The sequence below is a fragment of the Caulobacter sp. SRI_008 genome (genome assembly GCF_057586355.1).
The window spans coordinates 117786-137424 of record NZ_JBYCZS010000003.1; the positions used below are offsets into that span (position 1 = coordinate 117786).

The following is a 19639-nucleotide window of genomic DNA, read 5'->3' on the forward strand; positions in this document are numbered from 1 at the left end:
CCCCATGAGCAGCAAGATCGAAGGTCGCCCGATCGCCTTCCGCATGCAGCTGAAGGCCGGCGTCGCCGCCGAGTACGAGCGCCGTCACGACGAGCTGTGGCCGGACCTGGCCGAAGCCCTGCGCGGCGCGGGCATCTACGACTATTCGATCTTCCTCGACGAAGAGACCATGAGCCTGTTCGCCGTGCTGCGTCTGAAGCCGGACAACAACAAGGACGCCCTGCCCCTGCAGCCGGTGATGAAGCGCTGGTGGGATTTCATGGCCGACCTGATGGAGGTCCACCCGGACAACAAGCCCGTCGAGTGGCCGCTGAAGCCCGTCTTCTTCTTCGAGGGCTGAAGACCGTGAAGCGCACCGCTTTCCTCGGCCTCGCCGCCGCCCTGCTCGCCACGACGGCTCTGGCCGAGCCGACGCGCTACGTCATGACGGCGTTCACCAACGCCAGCCAGTCGAACATGAGCATCTACGACTCGGCGGACGGCACGCGCTTCACCCTGCAGAAGCCGCTGGCCTACACCCCGCCCAAGGGGCTGATCCGCGACCCCAGCGTGCTCAAGCGCAAGGACGGCTTCTACTACGTCGCCTACACCACCGGCTGGACCGGAAACACCATCGGCCTGGCCCGCAGCAAGGACCTGGTCGACTGGACCTTCCTGCGCGACGTCACCATCGACGTGCCCGGCGTCACCAACAGCTGGGCGCCCGAGTGGTTCGTCGATCAGGACGGCTCCGAGCACCTGATCCTGTCGGTCTCGACCACCGGCATCGGCGGGCAGTTTCAGCCCTATCGGATCACGGCCCAAGACTCCGAGCTCGCCAGCTGGAGCGCGCCGCGCCCGCTGTCGGGCATGGGCCCCAACTACATCGACGCCTTCGTCGTGCGCGAGGGCTCGCAGTACCAGGCCTTCGCCAAGAACGAGACCACCAAGTACATCGAGCTGCTGACCGCCCCGTCGCTGGACGGCCCCTGGCAGGTCAAGGGCGGCGGTGACTGGGCCGGCTGGGGCAAGTTCCTCGAAGGCCCCGCCGTCACGCGCACGCCCGACGGCGCCTGGCGCGTCTATTTCGACGAGTACATGGCCAAGCGCTACTGGTACTCCGACAGCAAGGACGGCTTCCGCACCTGGACCAAGAAGCAGGAGCTGCCCGAGCTTTCCGGCACGGTCCGCCACTTCACCGTCCTCAAGGAAGGCGGCGACCAGGCGGTCGCGGAGAAGCCCGCCGAAGCGCACAAGATCACCTGGGACAAGTACTCCCTGAAGGTCGACGGCGCCCGCATCTATTCCTGGGGCGGCGAGTTCCACCCCTTCCGCGTGCCGAGCCCCGACCTGTGGCGCGACATCCTCCAGAAGATGAAGGCCAGCGGCTACAACACCGTCGCGATCTATATCGACTGGGGCTACCACTCGCCCAAGCAGGGGGTCTACGACTTCAGCGGCGTGCGCGACATCGACCGCGTGCTGACCATGGCCAAGGAAGAAGGCCTCTACGTCATCACCCGCGCCGGGCCCTACGTGAACGCCGAGCTGACGCGCGGCGGCTTCCCCGGCTGGCTGGTCAACCAGCAGGCCCGCGCCCGCACCGACGCGCCGGAATACGTCCAGGCCGCCGACGAGTGGCTGAGCCAGATCAACAAGGTCATCGCCCGCCACCAGCTGACCACCGGCCAGGGCACGGTGATCGCCCACCAGATCGAGAACGAGCTCGACGTCGTCGGCGCCCCGCAGCAGCGCTACATGCAGTGGCTGGCCGACAAGGCCCGCGCCGACGGCATCACCGTTCCCCTGTTCCACAACGACAAGGGCCGCAACGGCTACTGGGTGCCCGAGGACTCCAAGGTCCCCGGCACGGTGGAAGGCCCGACCGACCTCTACGCCTTCGACGGCTATCCGGGCGGCTCGTGCAAGGTCGACTCCACGCCGTCGGCGGCCGGTGTCGCGCCCGACTGGGGCCTCTACGGCGCCGGCGGGGCCAAGGGCGGCGCCTCAGCCAGCCCCAACACCCCCGGCTTCGCGGCCGAGTTCGGCGGCGGCTGGTTCGACTACTGGGGCAGCAACGGCGACTACGACTGCACCGCCATCCATCGCGGCGTCGGCTACCAGCGGGTGTTCTACGGAACCAACATCGCCAACGGCCTGACGATCCAGAGCTTCTACATGACCTATGGCGGCACCTCGTGGGGCTGGCTGCCGGCCCCGGTGGTGTTCAGCTCCTACGACTACGGCTCGGCCATCGACGAGGCCCGCGGCCTGCGCGACAAGGCCCGCGTCATGAAGCAGATGGGCCAGTTCCTGAACGCGGTTCCGGACCTGACCCGCATGGACAAGGGCGAGTTCGTCACCGTCTCGAACGACAAGGTCCGCGTCTACCACAACGTCAACACCGAAACCGGCAGCCACCTCTATGTGGTCGTCCACAATCCCAGCAGCGCCACCGGCGACGAGGCCTTCACCTTCAAGCTGAAGACCCGCGACGGCGAGTACCTGGTCCCCTCGCGGATCAAGGGCCAGGACAGCAAGATGCTGATGGCCAGCTACGATCTGGGCGGCCAGCGGCTGGTCTATTCGACCTCCGAAATCCAGACCCACCTGCCCTGGAACGGCGGCGACCTGGCTTTGCTCTACGGCCGCGCCGGCGAAGCGGGCGAGACCGTGCTGCGCTACGCGCAGGCCCCCAAGGTCGAGGTGCTGGAAGGCGACGTGACGTCGACCTTCGACGCCGCCAAGGGCGACCTGAAGCTGACCTACCAGCACACCGGCCTGGCCCGCGTGCGCATCACCGGCGGCGGTCGTCCGCCGCTGGTGCTGCTGCTGGCCGACGAGGCGACGGGCCAGACCTTCTGGCGCCAGGACACCCCTGCCGGCCCGACCCTGCAGCGCGGCCCCGGCCTCGTCCGCACCGCCGCCGTCAAGGGCGGCGTGCTGTCCCTGACCGGCGACACCGAGGCCGATAGCCCGCTGGAAGTCTTCGCCCCCAAGGGCGTGAAGACCGTCCGCTGGAACGGCGCCGCCGTCGCCGCCAAGGCCACGGCCAGCGGCTCGCTGCTGGCGTCCAAGGCCCTCCCCGGCCCCGCCGCCGTCACCGTTCCCGACCTGGCCAAGCTCGACTGGAAGACCGCCGCCGGCTCGCCCGAGTCGGATCCCGCCTTCGACGACAGCGCCTGGGCCAAGGCCGAGGGCAAGCGCGGCGGCTCCACCGTGCGTCCGCCCACGGGCCAGCCGGCGCTCGACATGAGCACCCACGGCTTCCACAATGGCGACGTCTGGTACCGCGGCCGCTACAAGGGCCGCGCCGACATCGACACCCTGACCCTGCACTACGGCGCCGGCGGCGCGGGGATGCTGCAGGTCTGGCTGGACGGCAAGTTCCTGGGCCAGCACGAACTGGACGGCGGCCTGCCCCGCCCGATCACCACCGGCGTCGCCACCTTCAAGCTGCCGGAAGACCTGCGCGGCGACGGCGAGCACGTGCTGTCGGTGATGGTCCGCAACAACGGCCACAACTGGGACCTCGACGCCGACGACTTCCACAAGGAAGCCCGCGGCCTGGTCTCGGCCTCGCTGTCGAGCCCCACCAGCTACAGCTTCGCCGTGCCGATCGCCTGGAAGATCCAGGGTAACAAGGGCGGCGAAGACATCGCCGATCCGGTGCGCGGCTCGCTGAACGAAGGCGGCCAGTACGGCGAGCGCAACGGCTGGCACCTGCCGGGCTTCCCCGACCAGAGCTGGGCCAAGGCCGACATGGCCGCCACCCAGCCCTACGCCGGCACCACCTGGTATCGCACGAACTTCGACCTCGCCTTGCCCAAGGACCAGGACGTGACCCTGGGCCTGACCATCGGCGATCCGAAGACCCCGCGCTCGCCGGGCCGCTACCGCGTGCTGATCTTCGTCAATGGCTGGAACATGGGCCAGTTCATCGCCCATGTCGGCCCGCAGCGGACCTTCGTCCTGCCCGACGGGATCATCGATCTCCACGGCAAGAACACCATCGCCCTGGCCGTGACCAGCGACGGCGCCCCCGGCGACGCCCTGGAAGCCGTCAAACTCGAAGTGCTGCGCAACGTGGAAGGCGGCGTGCCCGTCGCCCGCGTCCCCGCGCCGAACTACAAACCGTAGGCCCCCGCCTACCGCTAGACCTACCCTTTAGGAGACTACCGTGCCCAATCTCGCACACGGCATCGAGGCCAAGGACGTCAAGGCCAAGATCGCCCTTCTGATCAGCAACCTCGTCGACATCACCGACGAGACGGGCGAGTTCCTGCTGCGCCTCGACGACGGCCGCGTCATCGACACCAAGGGCTGGAACGACTGGGAATGGACTCACGGCGTGGGCCTCTACGGCCTGTGGAAGCAGTACGAGATGTACGGCGACGAGCGCGCCTTCGACATCATGACCAAGTGGTTCGCCGACCGCTTCGAGGCCGGCACCCCGACCAAGAACATCAACACGGTCTCGCCGTTCCTGACCCTGGCCTATCTGTACGAGGCCACCGGCGACCACACCTACATCCCCTATCTCGAGACCTGGGCTGACTACGTCATGTACGAGGGTCCGCGCACCGAGGAAGGCGGCTTCCAGCACATCGTCTTCAACAGCGAGAACCCGCAGCAGCTGTGGGACGACACGCTGATGATGAGCGTGCTGCCGCTGGCCAAGATCGGCCTGCTGCTCGACCGCCCCGACTTCGTCGAGGAGGCCAAGCGCCAGTTCATGGTCCACATCAAGTACCTGGCCGACCGCAAGACCGGCCTGTGGTTCCACGGCTGGACCTTCGAGGGCCGTCACAACTTCGCCGACGCCCTGTGGGCCCGCGGGAACTGCTGGGTGACGATCGCCATCCCGGAATTCATCGAGCTGCTCGACCTGAAGCCGGGCGACGGCCTGCGCGCCTTCCTGATCGACGCCCTGGAAGCCCAGATCAAGGCCCTGACCGAGTACCAGGACCAAGAGACCGGCCTCTGGCACACGATCATCAACGACAAGACCTCGTACCTGGAAGCCTCGGCCACGGCCGGCTTCGCCTACGGCGTCCTGAAGGCCGTGCGCAAGCGCTACATCGGCAAGGAATACGAAGCCGTCGCCATCCGCGCCATCAAGGGCGTGCTGGCCAACATCGACGACGCCGGTGAACTGCAGCAGGTCTCGTTCGGCACCCCGGTGTTCGACACGATCCAGGGCTACAAGGACATCCCGCTGACCTCGATGCCCTACGGCCAGTCGCTGGCCATGCTGGCCCTCGGCGAGTTCCAGCGCGCCTTCATCTAGGACTGACGACTTCTGGGCCGTTCCCAACCACCGTGTGTCCCCGCGAAGGCGGGGACCCAAGCCGAGCCAACCGGGCAAGCCCTGGAAACGCAGCTTGGATCCCCGCCTTCGCGGGGATGATCGGAAAAGGGGACGGCTCAACGCCTAAGGCCCGTCAGAGGCCTTTCTGAATACCTTGGGAATGAAACGAACATGGCCACGCCAGACCCCCGCAAACCGTCCTGGGTCACCTATTGGGGCTGGGGCTCCGGCGACATGCTGGGGGCCGGCGCGCAAGCCGTGATCACCGGCTGGCTGGCCTACTTCTTCATCACCTTCTGCGGACTGTCGCCGGTCGAGACCGGCCTGATCCTGGGCCTGCCGCGCCTGCTCGAGGCGATCACCTGCCCGCTGATCGGCTACATCTCCGACAACCTGCGCCACACCTGGATCGGCCGGAAGGTCGGGCGGCGGAAGATCTTCCTGCTGGCGACCATCCCGCTGCTGCCGGCCTTCGCCCTGATCTTCGTCACCGGCAAGCCGTTCCTCTACTACCTCGTGACCTTCATCTTCTTCGAGTTCGTCTACACGATGTTCCTGATCCCGTGGGAAACCCTCGCGGCGGAAATGACGAAGGATTACAAGGAGAAGGCCAAGTTCGCCGGCGTGCGCATGATGGTCGCCCAGACCTCGGCGATCCTGGCCTCCTACCTGCCGACCCTGATCATCAACCACTTCGGCGGCAAGGACAGCCCCAACACCTTCCTGATCATGGCGGCCATCTTCGGCGGCCTGTTCAGCCTGGTGGTGCTGCTGGTGGTGCTGTTCACCTGGGAGCGCCCCTACACCGAGGAAGAGAAGCTGATCCAGCCCGAGCCGATGGACTGGAGCAAGGCTGCCCTGATCCCGGTCAACATGTTCCGCGACCTGTTCTCGACCCTGAAGCTGAAGGCCTTCCGCCAGCACCTGTCGCTCTATCTGGGCGGCTATATCAGCCAGGACATCTTCAACACCGCCTTCCCGCTGTTCGTGGCCACGGTGATGGTCGGATCGACCCTGGTGATCTCCCAGGCCATGACCATGATGTACGTGGCCCAGCTGATCTCGGTGATGGTCGCCATCCGCGTGATCATCAAGACCGGCCCGACCGCCGCCTACCGCATGGCCATCAGCTTCGTCGGCGCGGCCCTGCTGCTGTTCCTGGGCTTCTACCTGGTCAAGCCGGCCGGCTTCTCGGCCGGCGTGGCGGCGCTGAACGGCAACATCTTCACCGCCCTGCCCGGCGCGGCGGGCTTCAACCCCACCGTCCTGCTGTGGCTGTTCCTGCCGATCATCCTGGCGGGCCTGGGCCGCGGCACGCTGAACTTCGTGCCCTGGGGCGTCTACAACTACCTGCCCGACGTCGACGAGGCCGTCACCGGCCTGCGCCGCGAAGGCATCTTCGCCGGGGTCATGACCTTCGTGCGCAAGATCGCCCAGTCGGGCGCCATCCTGCTGACCACCAGCCTGATCGGGCTGGGCGGCTTCGTCTCGGCCGCCAAGGGCGCCGCGCCCGTCCAGCAGTCGCCGGAAGCCATCCGCGCCCTCGTGCTGGTCATGGTCGGCGGCCCGCTGATCGTGATGATCGCGGGCATGATCATCTCCTGGAAGTTCCGCCTCAACGCCAAGACCCACGAGGTCCTGGTCCACGAAGTCGAACGCCTCCGCGCCGGCGCCATCGAGGCCGAAAGCCCCGAGTCCAAGGCCATCGTCGAAGACCTCACCGGCTGGAAGTACGAGACCCTCTGGGGCCGCGGCGCGAAAGCCAAGCCGGCGGTCGCCAGCGACCAGATCCCGGACATCACCTGACCAAGATCCCTCTCCCCTTGCGGGAGAGGGTGGCCTCCGAAGGAGGTCGGGTGAGGGGTCTCTCAAAAGCAAGACGCCGCGAAAGCTGATCAGCTTTTGCGGCGTTTTCGTTCGTGCAACCCCTCATCCGTCGGCTTCGCCGACACCTTCTCCCGCAAGGGGAGAAGGAAACTTACGCCGCTTCCGCCTGGCTCCAGCGCGCCACCGTCTCCAACAACCGCATCGGGTTGATCGGCTTGCCCAGGTGGTCGTCCATGCCGGCGGCCAGGCAGTTGGCGACCTGTTCGGGCAGGACGTTGGCGGTCATGGCGACGATCGGCGTGTGGCGGCCGGCGTGCTCCAGGGCGCGGATGCGGCGGGTGGCGGTCAGGCCGTCCATCACCGGCATCTGCACGTCCATCAGCACGAGGTCATAGGCCTTGCCGGCCTTGAAGGCGTCGACCGCCCCCACCCCGTCGACGGCCGTCTCCACCTCGACGTCGAAAGGCGCCAGCAGCGCCCCGATCAGCTCGCGGTTGGCCGGATTGTCCTCGACCAGCAGCACCCGGGCCGGCCGCTCCAGCGCCGCAGGCTGGGCGGCGACCGGAATGTCGGCGACCGTCTCGGTGATCGGCAGGTCGACCTCGAACCAGAAGGTCGAGCCCTTGCCCGGCGTGCTCTCCACGCCGATGCGGCCGCCCATGGCGTCGATGATCCGCTTGCAGATCGCCAGGCCCAGCCCCGTGCCGCCGAACCGGCGCGAGACGCCGGCGTCAGCCTGGATGAAGCGCTCGAACACCGCCTCGTGCATGTCGCCCGGCACGCCGATGCCGGTGTCGCGCACCTCCATCCGTAGGCGCTGGCCGACCGCCGAGGTCTCCTGGCTGACCGAGATCAGGATCCGCCCCTCGCTCGTGAACTTCACGGCGTTGGACAGGAAGTTCAGCAGCACCTGGTTCAGCCGCGCGGCGTCGCCGACCAGGGGCTTCAGGCCCGGACCGAACTCGACCAGCACCGGCAGGCCCTTCTCCTGGGCCTGGGTCTCGATCAGGGCGGCGGCCAAGCGGGCCATGTCGCAGGGGCGGAAAGGTTCGGCGTCGAACTCCAGCCCCGCCTCCAGGCGCGAGAAATCCAGCACGTCGTTGATCACGCCCAGCAGGGTGTTGCTGGCCTCGTGGATCAGCCGCACCTGCCGCGCGTCGGTCTCCGACAGGGCCGACGACTGCCGCAGCAGGCCCGAAAAGCCGATGATCGCCGTCAGCGGCGTGCGCAGTTCGTGGGTCATGTTGGCCAGGAAGTCGGCCTTGGCGGCGGCGGCCGACTGGGCCTCCTGCGCGGCCTGGGCCAGGTCTTCGGCCAGGCGCTTGCGCTCGGTAACGTCGCGGCTGGTGGCGATGAAACCGCCGCCGTCCTCGGCCGGCACCAGGGAATAGGTGCTCTCGACCCAGATCACCGCGCCATCCTTGCGGTGGAACTGGTACTCGTGGGTGCCGGTGTCGGTCGGCCCCTTCAGCTGGCGGATCACGGCCAGCGCCTTGGCCCCGTCCTCTGGCGCCACGCCCAGCAGGTTCGGCGCGACCAGGAACTCCTCGGGCGTGTAGCCGGTCAGTCGCTCGATGGCCGGCGAATTGTAGAGCCGCCGCCCCTCGCGGTTCCACAGCGACAGGGCGTCGGTCAGGTTGTTGGCCAGAATGCCGTACAGCGACTCCTGCTCGCGCAGCCGGGCCAGGGCGCGCTCGGCCTCCAGCCGCCGCCGCTCGGCCTCCTCGGCCGACTGGCGCTGCACCCTCAGGCTTTCGTACAGGTCGCGCTTGGCCGCCTTCAGGTTCAGGCGCTGGTGGTGCAGGAAATAGACGAGCGGCCCGCCGGCGATCGCGACGATGGTCATCGTCATCCACGGCGTGAAGATGTACGGCCGCGCCAGCAGCACCACGTTCACCACGTAGTCCGTCCCGACCGCCAGAAGCGCCACGACGGCGATGGTGGCGAGGGTGCGAAGGATGCTGGCTCTGAACATGACCCCAGGATCGACGGCGCGACGGATCGAACGGCTCGATCCACCCCCGTTTGTCCATCATCTAGGAGTCCGAGGTGCTAAAATCGAAGCCTCGGAAGCCTTCGAAACGCCCATCGCGACGCTAGGCCGCAGGCTGGACCGCACCCAAGGTAGCGCTTGTGCTCAAGCTCTCGCGCCCGGGCGTCGGCTAGCCGACCGCCGCCGCGCGGGCGAAGGCGTCCAGCGGCACGATCTTGCCGTCGATCCGCACCGGCGCGCGGGCGTCCAGATTCGCGGTCAGCGCCAGACCGTCGATCGACAGGCCCTTCACGTGCCGCGCCCACAGCCCCCAGGCCGGCGGGTCGCCGAACATCCTGGGCTCGGGATAGGCGTCGGCCAGGTCCGGCGGCTCGACGCCCGCCGCCTTGGCCCCGCCCAGGAACGACAGCTCCAGCCCCTCCAGCCGCACGTCCTCGATCGGCGCGTCAGGCAGGCCCGCCAGGATCACCGGCAGGTCGGCCCGCGCCTCGGATCCCGCCAGGTTCCGCACCCGCACCCGGCGCAGCGCTCCGGCCTTGGTCCCCTCCGGCCCGCGCAGCCGCGCGCCCAGCCGCAGGAACAGCGGCGCGCTGGTCATCTCGACCAGCCGCACGTCCTCGATCTCGACATCCTCGATGGTCCCGCCATCGACCGTCTCCAGCGCCAACCCGCGCGAGCGCTCCAGCAGGCAGTCCTTGATCCGGATCCGGCGGAAGTCGCCGTTGCTCTCGGTGCCGATCTTGATGCGGCCGGTGACCCGGTCCTGGTCCGGCGCGATCGCTTGCGTGCGCCCTAGGCTGCCGTCCAGCACCGTCCCCAGGTCGAAGCCCGAGACGTGGCAGCCGACGATCTCGACGTCCTCGGTCGGCAGGGCCTCGCCCAGGGCCATAGAGGCCTTCAGCACGATGGCGTCGTCGTTGGGCGTGTTGACCCGGCAGTGAGCGATCCGCACCCGCCGGCAGGCGTCGATGTCGAGCCCGTCGCGGTTGGTGTCGATCAGCAGAGTCTCGATCGCCAGGTCCTCGCAGCCCGTCGCCAGCAGGGCGAAATGGCCGCCGCGATGGATCGTGAAGCCCGACAGACGCACCTTGCGGCAGCGCTTCAGGGCGATCGACTTGTTGCCCTGGCCGATCATCGCCGCCCGCTCGGGCACCAGCTCGGCCATGGCCTCGGCCGAGAGACCCACCATGCTCAGCGGAAACTCGCCGGCCTGCCGGCGCCAGCGCGAGCCCGGCCCCTCGCGGGTCAGGCCCTCGCCGTCGATGCGGCCCGGACCGACGATGGCCACGTCCTCCAGGTCCTCGCCCCAGATCAGGCTGTTGCGCCAATGACTATGACCAAAGTCCTGGTAGAGGTCGTGCGGGTTCTCTTCCGGCGGATCATAGGCCCCGCCGTGCCGCGCCGGATCGGCGGCGACGAGCGTGCAGCCCTCGTCCAGCCGCAGGGTCACCCCGCTGGCCAGCCGGATGGAGAAGCTCAGGTAACGCCCGGCCGGCAGTCGCACGATCCCGCCGCCGGCTCCGGACGCCGCCGCGATGGCGGCGTTGATCGCGTCGGTGTCCAGCGCCTGCCCGTCGCCGACGGCGCCGTAGCTCCGGACGTCGAAGGTCACGTGTAGAGGCCGTGGCGGCGCAGGAACGGCGGCAAGAGCTGCGGCCAGCTCATGTCCAGGCCCTTGGGACCGGTCAGACCAAAGCCATGGCCGCCCTTCTCGAACATGTGCAGCTCGCTGGGCACCCCAGCCTTGCGCAGGGCCGAGTACAGCAGCAGCGAGTTGTCGGCCGGCACCACCTTGTCGTCGGCGGCGGTGGCGATGAAGGTCGGCGGCGTGTCGGCCGGCACGTCCAGTTCGAGGGAAATGGCCTTGCGTCGCGCCTCGGAAGCGTCGGCGCCCAGCAGTTCCTTCAGCGAGCCGCCGTGCGCGAACGGCGGCTGCATCGTCACCACCGGATAGAACAGCCCCGCCACCGACGGCCGGGTCGACAGTTTGTCGATGGCGTCGATCGGCGCATAGGTCTGGCGCTTGAACTGGGTCGACAGCCGCCCGGCCAGGTGCCCGCCGGCCGAGAAGCCCATCACGCCCACGCGCTCGGGATCCAGGCCCAGCTCGCCGGCCCGCGAGCGGATGATGCGGATGGCCCGCTGGGCGTCCTGCAGGGCCACGTCCGGCCCCGCCGCCCAGCCGTCGGCCGGCAGGCGATAGGTCATGACGAAGGCGGTGACGCCCTGGTCGGCGATCCACTGGTCGATCGCCCCGCCGGCCTTGCTGACCGCCACGCGCACATAGCCGCCGCCCGGGATCATCAGGATCGCCGCGCCATTGGGGTTCTTGGGCCGGCGCATCATCAGCACCGGATCGTTGATGTGCAGGAAGGCCGTATCGTTGGGATCGCCGCCCGGCGTGCGCAGGATCACCTGCTCCTTGGCGGTGACCTTCTCGCCGCCCGGGGCCTTGCCCGGCCAGATCGGCTGGATCTCCAGGGTCGGCTTGACGGCAGCCGGGGCGGCCTCGGGAGCGGCGCCTTGCGCCAGGGCCGGGCTGGCGGCGGTCGCGCCGGCCAGGGCCAGGAGGGAGCGACGGTCGATCATCGGATACCTCAATTTCCGCGCAGGGCCGCGCTGCTGCGCGCCGCGCTGGGAGCCATGACGAAGCTGTCGGGCGGGGTGGGTTTGGCGGGATCGAACGATCCAACGTCGGCGCTGAGATGGCGCGCCAGCTCCGGAACGCCCGCCTTGACCCCTTCCACGATGCACCGCGCCAGCTCGTAGGCGCCGTAGTTGTCGTGGTGGGTGATGTCCTTGCCGCCGTCGGCGAAGGCCTTGGGCGCCTGCGCCGGCCCCAGGGCCTCGTAGAAGACCTTGCTCATGGCCGCGAGATCAATGACCGGAACGCCCAGCTCCTGGCCCACCGCCAGCACGGCGGCCGGATAGTCGCCGTGGGTGTTGATGATCTTGCCGTCCGCGTCGAAGCGCCGGCGATGCATCGAGGTCACCAGCACGGGCGTGGCCTTCCTGCGCCGGAACTCGCCGACATAGGCCTTGAGGTAGTCGCGATAGGTCGTGGCCGCCTCGACATAGGTCTGGGGCCAGTTTTCCTTCTGGTCGTTGTGGCCGAACTGGATCAGCGCGAAGTCGCCGGCCCGCGTCTGGCTCAGCACCTTGTCCAGCCGGTGCTCCATCAGGAACGACTTCATCGTCTCGCCGGACTCGGCGTGACTGGCCACCGACACGGTCGGGGCGAAGAACCTGGGCAGCATCTGGCCCCAGCCGGCCGCCGGCTCGAAGGGCTGGTCGGTCACCGTGGAGTCGCCCAGCAGGAAGACGCGCGGCACGCTGGCCGGCTCGACGGTCATCCGCGCCACCTTGGGCGCCGGACCGCAGAACTCGACGGTCAGCCTGTCGTCCCAGTTGGGCGTGCCCTTCTCGCGCGGATTGAGGATCACCTCGGTCCCGCCCGGGGCGTTCTTGGGCGGCGGCGGCAAGGCGGCGGTCCGGGTGTTGACCACGAACACCACCTCGCGGCGCTCCTTGGCCTTGGTGCGGACCTGCTCGGCCACCAGCCGGCGGGATTCGGCCTTCACGGTCAGGTCGGCGCCGCCGTCCACCTCCAGCGTCACGCGCCAGTCGCCTTCCGGAACGGCGACCGAGAACGACCGCCCCTCCCCCGGCTCGAAGCCGTAGCCGGCGGCGGGGTCGTACAGGCGATCGGCCGCGACGGCCGTCCAGCCCTCGCGCGGTTTGGCGGTAAAGTCGAATTTGAGGGCGGTCATCGGCGTCTCTCCCGCCAGGGCGGCGGTCGCGGGCGCCAGAATCAGGCCGGCCAGAACGCTGCGTCGCTTCAGCTGCATCCTCGTCGGTCTCCCCCTCGCCCGCGGCTGACGCCGCCGTTCTTCGCCGGACCATTCCCGAATATCGGCGCTCAGCGCAAGATATTTCACATGTCGCCACGTCAAACCAATATGTGGGACAAATAGTGAGACCCACCGGACCGATCCGACGAAACGCGGCTTGCGACGCATGGGAGGCCCGACTATGTTCCGCGCCGCTTCTCACGGCCACCCCCGTGTCGACAGCGGGCCGGTAGCTCAGTGGTAGAGCATTCGACTTTTAATCGAATGGTCCTGGGTTCGAATCCCAGCCGGCCCACCACCTTCCCTTTGAAATCCATCGTGTTTTGAGTTTCCCCTTCGGGGACCCGGGCGCCCGCGACGCCCCTCCCGCCCAAACTGCGCCTTGGTTCGAGGCCAACTCGGCTCAACCATTCGGAAGCCCCGCTCGATTCGTCCTCAACGGCGGATGACGAGTTGGCTTCAGGCGCGTTAGGGTCACGTCATGCGAAGTCTGCTCCTCCTCGCCGCCGCGCTTCCCCTGCTCGCCGCCTGCGCCAGCACCCGTGAACCGGCCCCGGAGCCGCCGCCCGAAAAGATCCAGACCACCTCCGAGGCCAACAAGGACGGCATCGGCGGCGCGGTGACCGCGCCCCTGCGCGACGTCAATCTGATGCGCACCAAGATCCCGCCCGCCCTGCTGGAGGCTATGCAGGATCCCTACGCCCGGCCCATGCCCTCCAGCTGCGGCCAGCTGACCGCCCTGATCAAGCCGCTCGACGCGGCCCTGGGCGTCGACATGGACCAGGTCCCCCCCGGCGAGGACGAGGACCTGATGGACCGGGGCCGCAAGGCCGCCGGCGACGCCGCCCTCGGGGCCATGGCCAGCGCCGCCCAGGACCTGATCCCGATGCGCGGCTGGGTCCGCAAGCTGACCGGGGCCGAAAAGCACGACCGCCTCGTCCAGTCGGCCATGGCCTCCGGCGCCGTGCGCCGCGCCTACCTCAAGGGCCTGGGCGAAGCGCGCGGCTGCATGCCGCCGGCCACGCCCCAGCACCGCGGCGAGCCCCAGCCCGAGCCCAAGAAGCGCCGCTTCCCGTTCATGGGCGGCAATGACGCCCCCCCGCCGCCGCCGCCCAAGCCGGCGCCCTCGGTGGTCGGCCCGACGGTCGAGCCCATCCCCGACGTCCACGCCCCGCCAGCCGAACCCGCCGCGGCCGAAACCGCCAAGGCCAAGCGCAAACCCCGCTACCCCGTCGTCCCCGCCGCCCCGGCCCCGGTGCAGCCCGCGCCGCCGACGGGTCCGCAGGGACCGGTGGGGTAAGTCAGGGGCGGCACGCGCCGGGCATCCCCCTCCCGTAAAATCCCCGCGAAAGCGGGGACCCAGGCTTTTCACCGCCCCACTCCGCCTCCCTCGCCCCTGTGGCGAGGGCCCATGCCGGCGACCGCTCAAACCTCGGCCGTCCTCGACAGGTCTGAGCAGCTGAACGATGGATCCTGGGCACAAGGCCCAGGAAGGCGGTGTTGGGTTGGGCTTACGGGGATTGGCGAGCGTCTATCCCCGGCGATCGCGCCAAAGACGCCAACCAATCCAATCCCTTGCAACTTTCTCAGCGCTCTGGATCAGACGCGCTGAAACCCGCTGCATAATCAGAGCTGTCCCGTCGCAGGGAGAGGGCGCAAGGATCCGGCCCGAAGCGTGCGACGGTGATGCGATCGAGCGGGGCCGCCGGAGCTGCGTGAGCAGGGCCGGGCCAGGCTTAAATGAGGATGGGGGACGTAAACCCATCCATCGGGAGCTTGCCTGCAATAGGCTCCCGCCCGTCCGAGGGTCCGCTCCGGCGCCTTCTGTCTGCACGCGATGGCTAGCGAAGCTTACAGCCCGGTTCCGGGGAAGGCACAAGCCGAAGGGGGTGAAGGGCGGAAGAGGCCCGCGCGCCCCGGCCTGAGGCACAACGATCGCGCGGGGCGTCCAGCTTCGTCGAAACGGTATTCAAACTCACAACTCCGGGCGAAGCCCGGACGCCCCGCGCCCTCTCCGATCAACTCAGCGGTTTACCGCGTGAGATTGTAAACCCGTTCCCTCTCCCCTTGCGGGAGAGGGTGGCCCCGCGGAGCGGGGTCGGGTGAGGGGTCTCTCAGAAATCAAAACCGCGTGCGGCGTACAGACGGGGCGAGGGGTCTTGCATCTGAGAGACCCCTCATCCGTCGGCCTTCGGCCGCCACCTTCTCCCGCAAGGGGAGAAGGATTTAGGACTTTTGCCGCGCCGCGAAATCCCGCCGGAACTGCTCGAACCGCCCTTCGGCGATCGCGGCGCGCATGGCCGCCGTCAGGGCCTGGAAGAAGGCGATGTTGTGCCACGACAGCAGCACCTGCCCCAGGATCTCCTCGGCCTTGAACAGGTGGCGCAGATAGGCCTTGGAGTAGTCGCGGCTGGCCGGGCAGTCGCTGGTCGGATCCAGCGGGCTCTCGTCCTCGGCGAAGCGGGCGTTCTTGATGTTGATCGCCCCGTCCCAGGTCCAGGCCTGGCCATGACGGCCCGAGCGGGTCGGCAGCACGCAGTCGAACATGTCGACGCCGCGCGCCACGGCTTCCACGAGATCGATCGGCTTGCCCACGCCCATCAGGTAGCGCGGCTTGTCGGCCGGCAGCAGGCCCGGCGCGTAGTCCAGCACCTCGCACATGGCCTCGTGGCCCTCGCCCACCGCCAGCCCGCCGATGGCGTAGCCGTCGAAGCCGATCTCCTGCAGGCGCTCGGACGACTCCTTGCGCAGGTTCTCGAAGGTCGAGCCCTGCTGGATGCCGAACAGCGCCTGCGTATCTCGCGTGCCGAACGCGGTCTTCGAGCGCAGGCCCCAGCGCGCCGACAGCTCCATGCCCTGGCGCGCCCTGGCCTCTTCCGCCGGCCAGGCCACGCACTCGTCCAGCTGCATGACGATGTCGCTGCCCAGCAGGTCGGCCTGGATCTCCATCGACCGCTCGGGGGAAAGCACGTGCTTGGTGCCGTCGATGTGGCTGGCGAAGGTCACGGCCTCTTCAGTGACCTTGCTGATCCCCGACAGGCTCATCACCTGGAAGCCGCCGCTGTCGGTCAGGATCGGCTTGTCCCAGCGCATGAACTTGTGCAGCCCGCCCAGGCGCTTCACCCGCTCGGCCGTCGGCCGCAGCATCAGGTGATAGGTGTTGCCCAGGATGATGTCGGCCCCGGTGTCCTTGACCTGGTCGACCGTCAGGGCCTTGACCGTGCCGGCCGTGCCCACCGGCATGAAGGCCGGGGTGCGGATGTCGCCGCGCGGGGTCTTCAGCACGCCCGTCCGGGCCTTGCCGTCCGTGGCTTTGATCTCGAAGGGGAAGGCGGCCATCTAGACGGTCTCGGTCCCATTTTCAGGGTTTGGGGCGCGGAACAGCAACGAGCCGTCGCCGTAGGAATAGAAGCGGTAGCCCGTCGATATGGCGTGCTCATAGGCCGCGCGCATCGTCGCCCGGCCCGCGAAGGCGCTGACCAGCATGAACAGGGTCGACTTGGGCAGGTGGAAATTGGTCATCAGCACGTCGACCGCCCGGAAGCGATAGCCCGGCGTGATGAAGATCGCCGTCTCGTCGGCGAAGGGCCTGATCACCCCGTCCTCGCCCGTGGCGCTCTCGATCAGGCGCAGACTGGTGGTGCCCACGCAGACGATGCGCCCGCCGGCGGCGTGCACGGCGTTCAGGGCGTCGGCCGTCTCTCCGCTGACCTCGCCGAACTCGGCGTGCATCTTGTGCTCGGAAACCTCGTCGGTCTTCACCGGCAGGAAGGTGCCCGCCCCCACGTGCAGGGTCACGAAGTGCAGCGAGACGCCCTTGGCCTTCAGCGCCTCCAGGAGGCCTGGCGTGAAATGCAGGCCGGCCGTCGGCGCGGCCACCGAGCCGTCCTCGCGGGCGTAGACGGTCTGGTAGTCGGCGCGGTCGCGGTCGTCCTCCGCCCGCTTGGCGGCGATGTAGGGCGGCAACGGCATCATCCCATGCCGGGCGATGCCGATGTCGAGGTCGGGCCCCGACAGGTCGAAGGCCAGCACGACCTCGCCGCCCTCGTGCTTCTCGACGACGGTCGCATCCAGGCGCTCGGCCTCGCAGGGCGCCCCGCCCTGGGCGGCGAAGGCCACGCGGTCGCCGGCCTTCAGCCGCTTGCCCGGCCGCATGAAGGCGCTCCAGCGGTCGGGTGCGATGCGGCGATGCAGGGTGGCCTCGACGGCGACGGGCGTACCGTCCGCCCCGCCGGTCGTGCGGCCCTCGCGCAGGCCCGACAGGCGGGCCGGGATCACGCGGGTGTCGTTGAACACCAGGGCGTCGCCGGGACGCAGGAAATCGGGCAGTTCGCGGACGATGTGGTCCTCGAGCGCCTGCCCCGGACGCACGACGAGAAAGCGCGCGCTGTCGCGCGGCTCGGCCGGGCGCAGGGCGATGCTGTCGTCGGGAAGGTCGAAATCGAAATCGGAAAGGCGCATGGGCCGGCTTCAAGGCCACGAAGGGGCGGCAAGGTCAAGGCGCGCCGCGGCCGCACGAGGCGCCGCGCGGTTGCGCAGCACCGCCCTGCCCGGCCTTTCCGGCGTTTGCGGGCTTACGCAACCGTCGTCCACGCGTGCTAAGGCTGGAACATGCAGTTGATCCTCCATCTCGTCCGACTGTTCTTTCGCGGCGCGGCCCTGACCCTGGCGCTCACCGGCCTGGCCATGGGTCTGGCGGGCGTGGGCGGCGCCTTCAGCGACCGGCTCGACATCGTCACCCACGTCGCGCCGCTCTGGCTGGCCCTGGGCGTGGTCGGCGGGCTTCTTGCGGCCATCGTCTCGCGCCGTAGCGAGCGCTGGGCGATCGTGGCCTTCGGGGTCGCGGCCGTCCTGCTCAACAGCGGCCTGATGGCCCCGGAGCTGATCGCCGCCCGCCGTCCGCACGACGCGGGTCCGGCGACGCTGAAGGTCGTGCAGTTCAACGCCTGGGCGCTCAACGAAGACCCCAAGAAGGCGCTGGCCTGGGTGCTCGCCCAGGACGCCGACGTGGTCTTCGTGGAGGAAGGCGGCGGCTGGTCCTGGCCGCTCATCTGGCCGCTGCGCAAGCTCTATCCGTTCTCGGTCTCCTGCGCCGGAAAGAAGCCCTGCGAGACCTGGATCTTCAGCAAGAAGCGGATGATCGACCGCGGCGGCTTCTACGAGGATGGCGATCACTTCTCGGGAACCTGGGCCACCCTGGCCGACGCCGACGGCCCCTTCACCGTGATCGCCGCCCACTATGTCTGGCCGATCCCGGCCGGGCCGCAGCAGGCCCAGACCCGCCGCCTCGCCGACATCCTGACCCGTTTCGACAAGAAGGGCATGATCGTCGCCGGCGACTTCAACTCCACGCCCTGGTCGTGGAGCCTGCGCCGCCAGGACAAGATGTTCGGACTGGAGCGCCGCACCCGCGCCCTGGCCTCCTGGCCGGCCAAGGGCGGCCTGCGGATCGGCGACCTGCCCTCGCCGGTGCTGCCGATCGACCACGTCTACGCCGGCTCGCAGTGGAAGACGGTCAGCGTGCGCCGCGGCCCGTCGATCGGCTCGGACCACCTGCCGGTGGTGATCACGCTCAAGCGGTCCTGAGCGCGGCGACCTCGTCGGCGAGGTTGCGGCGGGCCGCGACATCCAGCGCCTGCGCGAAACCGGGGTCGGGAAACAGCGTCGGCGCGGCCATGAAGCTTTCCAGCACCCGCGCCCGGCCGGCCCGATAGAGGTCCTCGGGCACGGCGGCGTACTCCTCGCGGATAGCCCGGGCATAGTCGGCATAGGCCTTTGGCGACGCGCCCAGGATCGACAGGTCGATCGAGACCATCAATGCGCCCAGCCGGTCGCCGGGCCCGACCGTGTGACCCTTGGTCAACAGGATCAGCCGCTCGATCTCGGCGATGTCGGCTTTGGGAACGCCGGTGGCGACCATGGCCTCGCGCGCCTGTTCGGCGCTCCGGGCCTCGTTGTCGGGTCGCAGCGGGTCATAGACCGCGTCGTGCCACCAGATCGCCTGCGCCAGCAGCTCGCGCTCGTGCGGATCCAGGTCCGGCAGCGCGGCCAGCTTCGCCAGGCAGTCCTCGATATGGACCAGCGTGTGATAGCGCCGATGAGGCTCCTGGTAGGCCTCGCGCGGCGGGGAAGGATAGACGGTCATGCCGCCTCCAAGGAAAAGGGCCCCTCCGTTTCCGAAGGGGCCCTCTTTAAACTCAGGCGTCGGCGGCGATCTTGGCGCTGACGATCTTGCCCGGCGCGCGGGGCGGCTCGCCCTTCGGCAGGCTGTCGACGTGCTCCATGCCTTCGCTGACCACGCCCCAGACGGTGTACTGCTTGTCGAGGAAGGTGGCGTCGTCGAAGACGATGAAGAACTGGCTGTTGGCCGAGTTCGGATCCGGCGTGCGGGCCATCGAGCAGACGCCGCGCACGTGCGGCTCGGCCGAGAACTCGGCCTTCAGGTCGGGCTTGGACGAGCCGCCGCGGCCGGTGCCGGTCGGGTCGCCGCCCTGGGCCATGAAGCCCGGGATCACGCGGTGGAAGACGACGCCGTCATAGAAGCCCTCGCGGACCAGTTCCTTGATCCGCTCGACGTGGCCGGGCGCCAAGTCGGGACGCAGGGTGATGGTGACCGGGCCGGTCTCCAGCGTCAGGATCAGGGTGTTTTCGAGGTCAGCCGACATGGTCGTCCCTTCG

General features: G+C 68.9%; 14 protein-coding genes and 1 tRNA gene. 7 read left to right on the forward strand and 8 right to left on the reverse strand.

Annotated features, from left to right (window positions below; genetic code table 11):
• Positions 1–4 precede the first annotated feature (4 nt).
• The 4 genes from AC2YHT_RS03975 to AC2YHT_RS03990 all read left to right on the forward strand — a co-directional run bounded on the left by AC2YHT_RS03975 (position 5) and on the right by AC2YHT_RS03990 (position 7096).
• Entirely contained in the window at positions 5–340 is a 336-nt protein-coding gene (locus AC2YHT_RS03975) for an L-rhamnose mutarotase (protein ID WP_110122029.1), read from the forward strand.
• Positions 341–345: 5 nt separating this feature from the next.
• Positions 346–4119 (forward strand): beta-galactosidase, encoded by a 3774-nt coding sequence (locus tag AC2YHT_RS03980; RefSeq protein WP_487288287.1) that lies wholly within the window; start codon positions 346–348, stop codon positions 4117–4119.
• Positions 4120–4159: 40 nt separating this feature from the next.
• The gene (bglB, locus tag AC2YHT_RS03985; protein WP_109099342.1) at positions 4160–5269 is read left to right on the forward strand and encodes a beta-galactosidase BglB; all 1110 of its coding nucleotides are present in this window, start codon (positions 4160–4162) and stop codon (positions 5267–5269) included.
• Between the two features lie 192 nt (positions 5270–5461).
• Positions 5462–7096, forward strand: coding sequence for an MFS transporter (locus AC2YHT_RS03990; RefSeq protein ID WP_487288288.1), 1635 nt, complete (start codon positions 5462–5464; stop codon positions 7094–7096).
• Positions 7097–7268: 172 nt separating this feature from the next.
• Here the strand turns inward: AC2YHT_RS03990 and AC2YHT_RS03995 are convergent, their stop codons facing one another.
• From AC2YHT_RS03995 to AC2YHT_RS04010, 4 genes are all read right to left on the reverse strand, one after another.
• The gene (locus tag AC2YHT_RS03995; RefSeq protein WP_487288289.1) at positions 7269–9092 is read right to left on the reverse strand and encodes a hybrid sensor histidine kinase/response regulator; all 1824 of its coding nucleotides are present in this window, start codon (positions 9090–9092) and stop codon (positions 7269–7271) included.
• 187 nt (positions 9093–9279) lie between these two features.
• On the reverse strand, positions 9280–10722 hold the full coding sequence (locus AC2YHT_RS04000) for a rhamnogalacturonidase (RefSeq protein ID WP_487288290.1): 1443 nt from the start codon (positions 10720–10722) through the stop codon (positions 9280–9282).
• Positions 10719–11699, reverse strand: a complete 981-nt coding sequence (locus AC2YHT_RS04005) for an alpha/beta hydrolase (RefSeq protein ID WP_487288291.1) — start codon at positions 11697–11699, stop codon at positions 10719–10721. Before AC2YHT_RS04005 ends, AC2YHT_RS04000 begins: the two co-directional genes overlap by 4 nt.
• An 8-nt stretch (positions 11700–11707) precedes the next feature.
• Positions 11708–12958, reverse strand: a complete 1251-nt coding sequence (locus tag AC2YHT_RS04010) for a rhamnogalacturonan acetylesterase (protein WP_487288292.1) — start codon at positions 12956–12958, stop codon at positions 11708–11710.
• 226 nt (positions 12959–13184) lie between these two features.
• On the opposite strand from AC2YHT_RS04010, the gene AC2YHT_RS04015 reads away from it, so the two are divergent.
• Both AC2YHT_RS04015 and AC2YHT_RS04020 read left to right on the forward strand, forming a co-directional pair.
• Positions 13185–13259, forward strand: a tRNA-Lys gene (locus tag AC2YHT_RS04015).
• A 183-nt stretch (positions 13260–13442) separates the two neighbouring features.
• Positions 13443–14261, forward strand: coding sequence for a hypothetical protein (locus tag AC2YHT_RS04020; RefSeq protein ID WP_487288293.1), 819 nt, complete (start codon positions 13443–13445; stop codon positions 14259–14261).
• A gap of 926 nt (positions 14262–15187) precedes the next feature.
• Here the strand turns inward: AC2YHT_RS04020 and tgt are convergent.
• Complete coding sequence (tgt, locus tag AC2YHT_RS04025) at positions 15188–16300, reverse strand: tRNA guanosine(34) transglycosylase Tgt (protein ID WP_487288294.1); 1113 nt, start codon at positions 16298–16300, stop codon at positions 15188–15190.
• Positions 16301–17422 carry a tRNA preQ1(34) S-adenosylmethionine ribosyltransferase-isomerase QueA gene (gene queA, locus AC2YHT_RS04030; protein WP_487288295.1) on the reverse strand — a complete coding sequence of 374 codons (1122 nt, stop codon included), beginning with the start codon at positions 17420–17422 and terminating at the stop codon, positions 16301–16303. It abuts the gene before it with no gap.
• Positions 17423–17572: 150 nt separating this feature from the next.
• Here queA and AC2YHT_RS04035 point away from each other — a divergent pair, with 150 nt between their 5' ends.
• Positions 17573–18547, forward strand: coding sequence for an endonuclease/exonuclease/phosphatase family protein (locus AC2YHT_RS04035; RefSeq protein ID WP_487288296.1), 975 nt, complete (start codon positions 17573–17575; stop codon positions 18545–18547).
• On the opposite strand, the gene AC2YHT_RS04040 is transcribed toward AC2YHT_RS04035, so the two are convergent.
• Entirely contained in the window at positions 18534–19106 is a 573-nt protein-coding gene (locus tag AC2YHT_RS04040) for an HD domain-containing protein (protein WP_487288297.1), read from the reverse strand. The two genes, AC2YHT_RS04035 and AC2YHT_RS04040, sit on opposite strands and share 14 nt — an antisense overlap.
• Positions 19107–19158: 52 nt before the next feature.
• Positions 19159–19626: a peptidylprolyl isomerase gene (locus AC2YHT_RS04045; RefSeq protein WP_110120902.1), complete on the reverse strand. Its 468-nt coding sequence runs from the start codon at positions 19624–19626 to the stop codon at positions 19159–19161.
• Between the last annotated feature and the right edge of the window lie 13 nt (positions 19627–19639).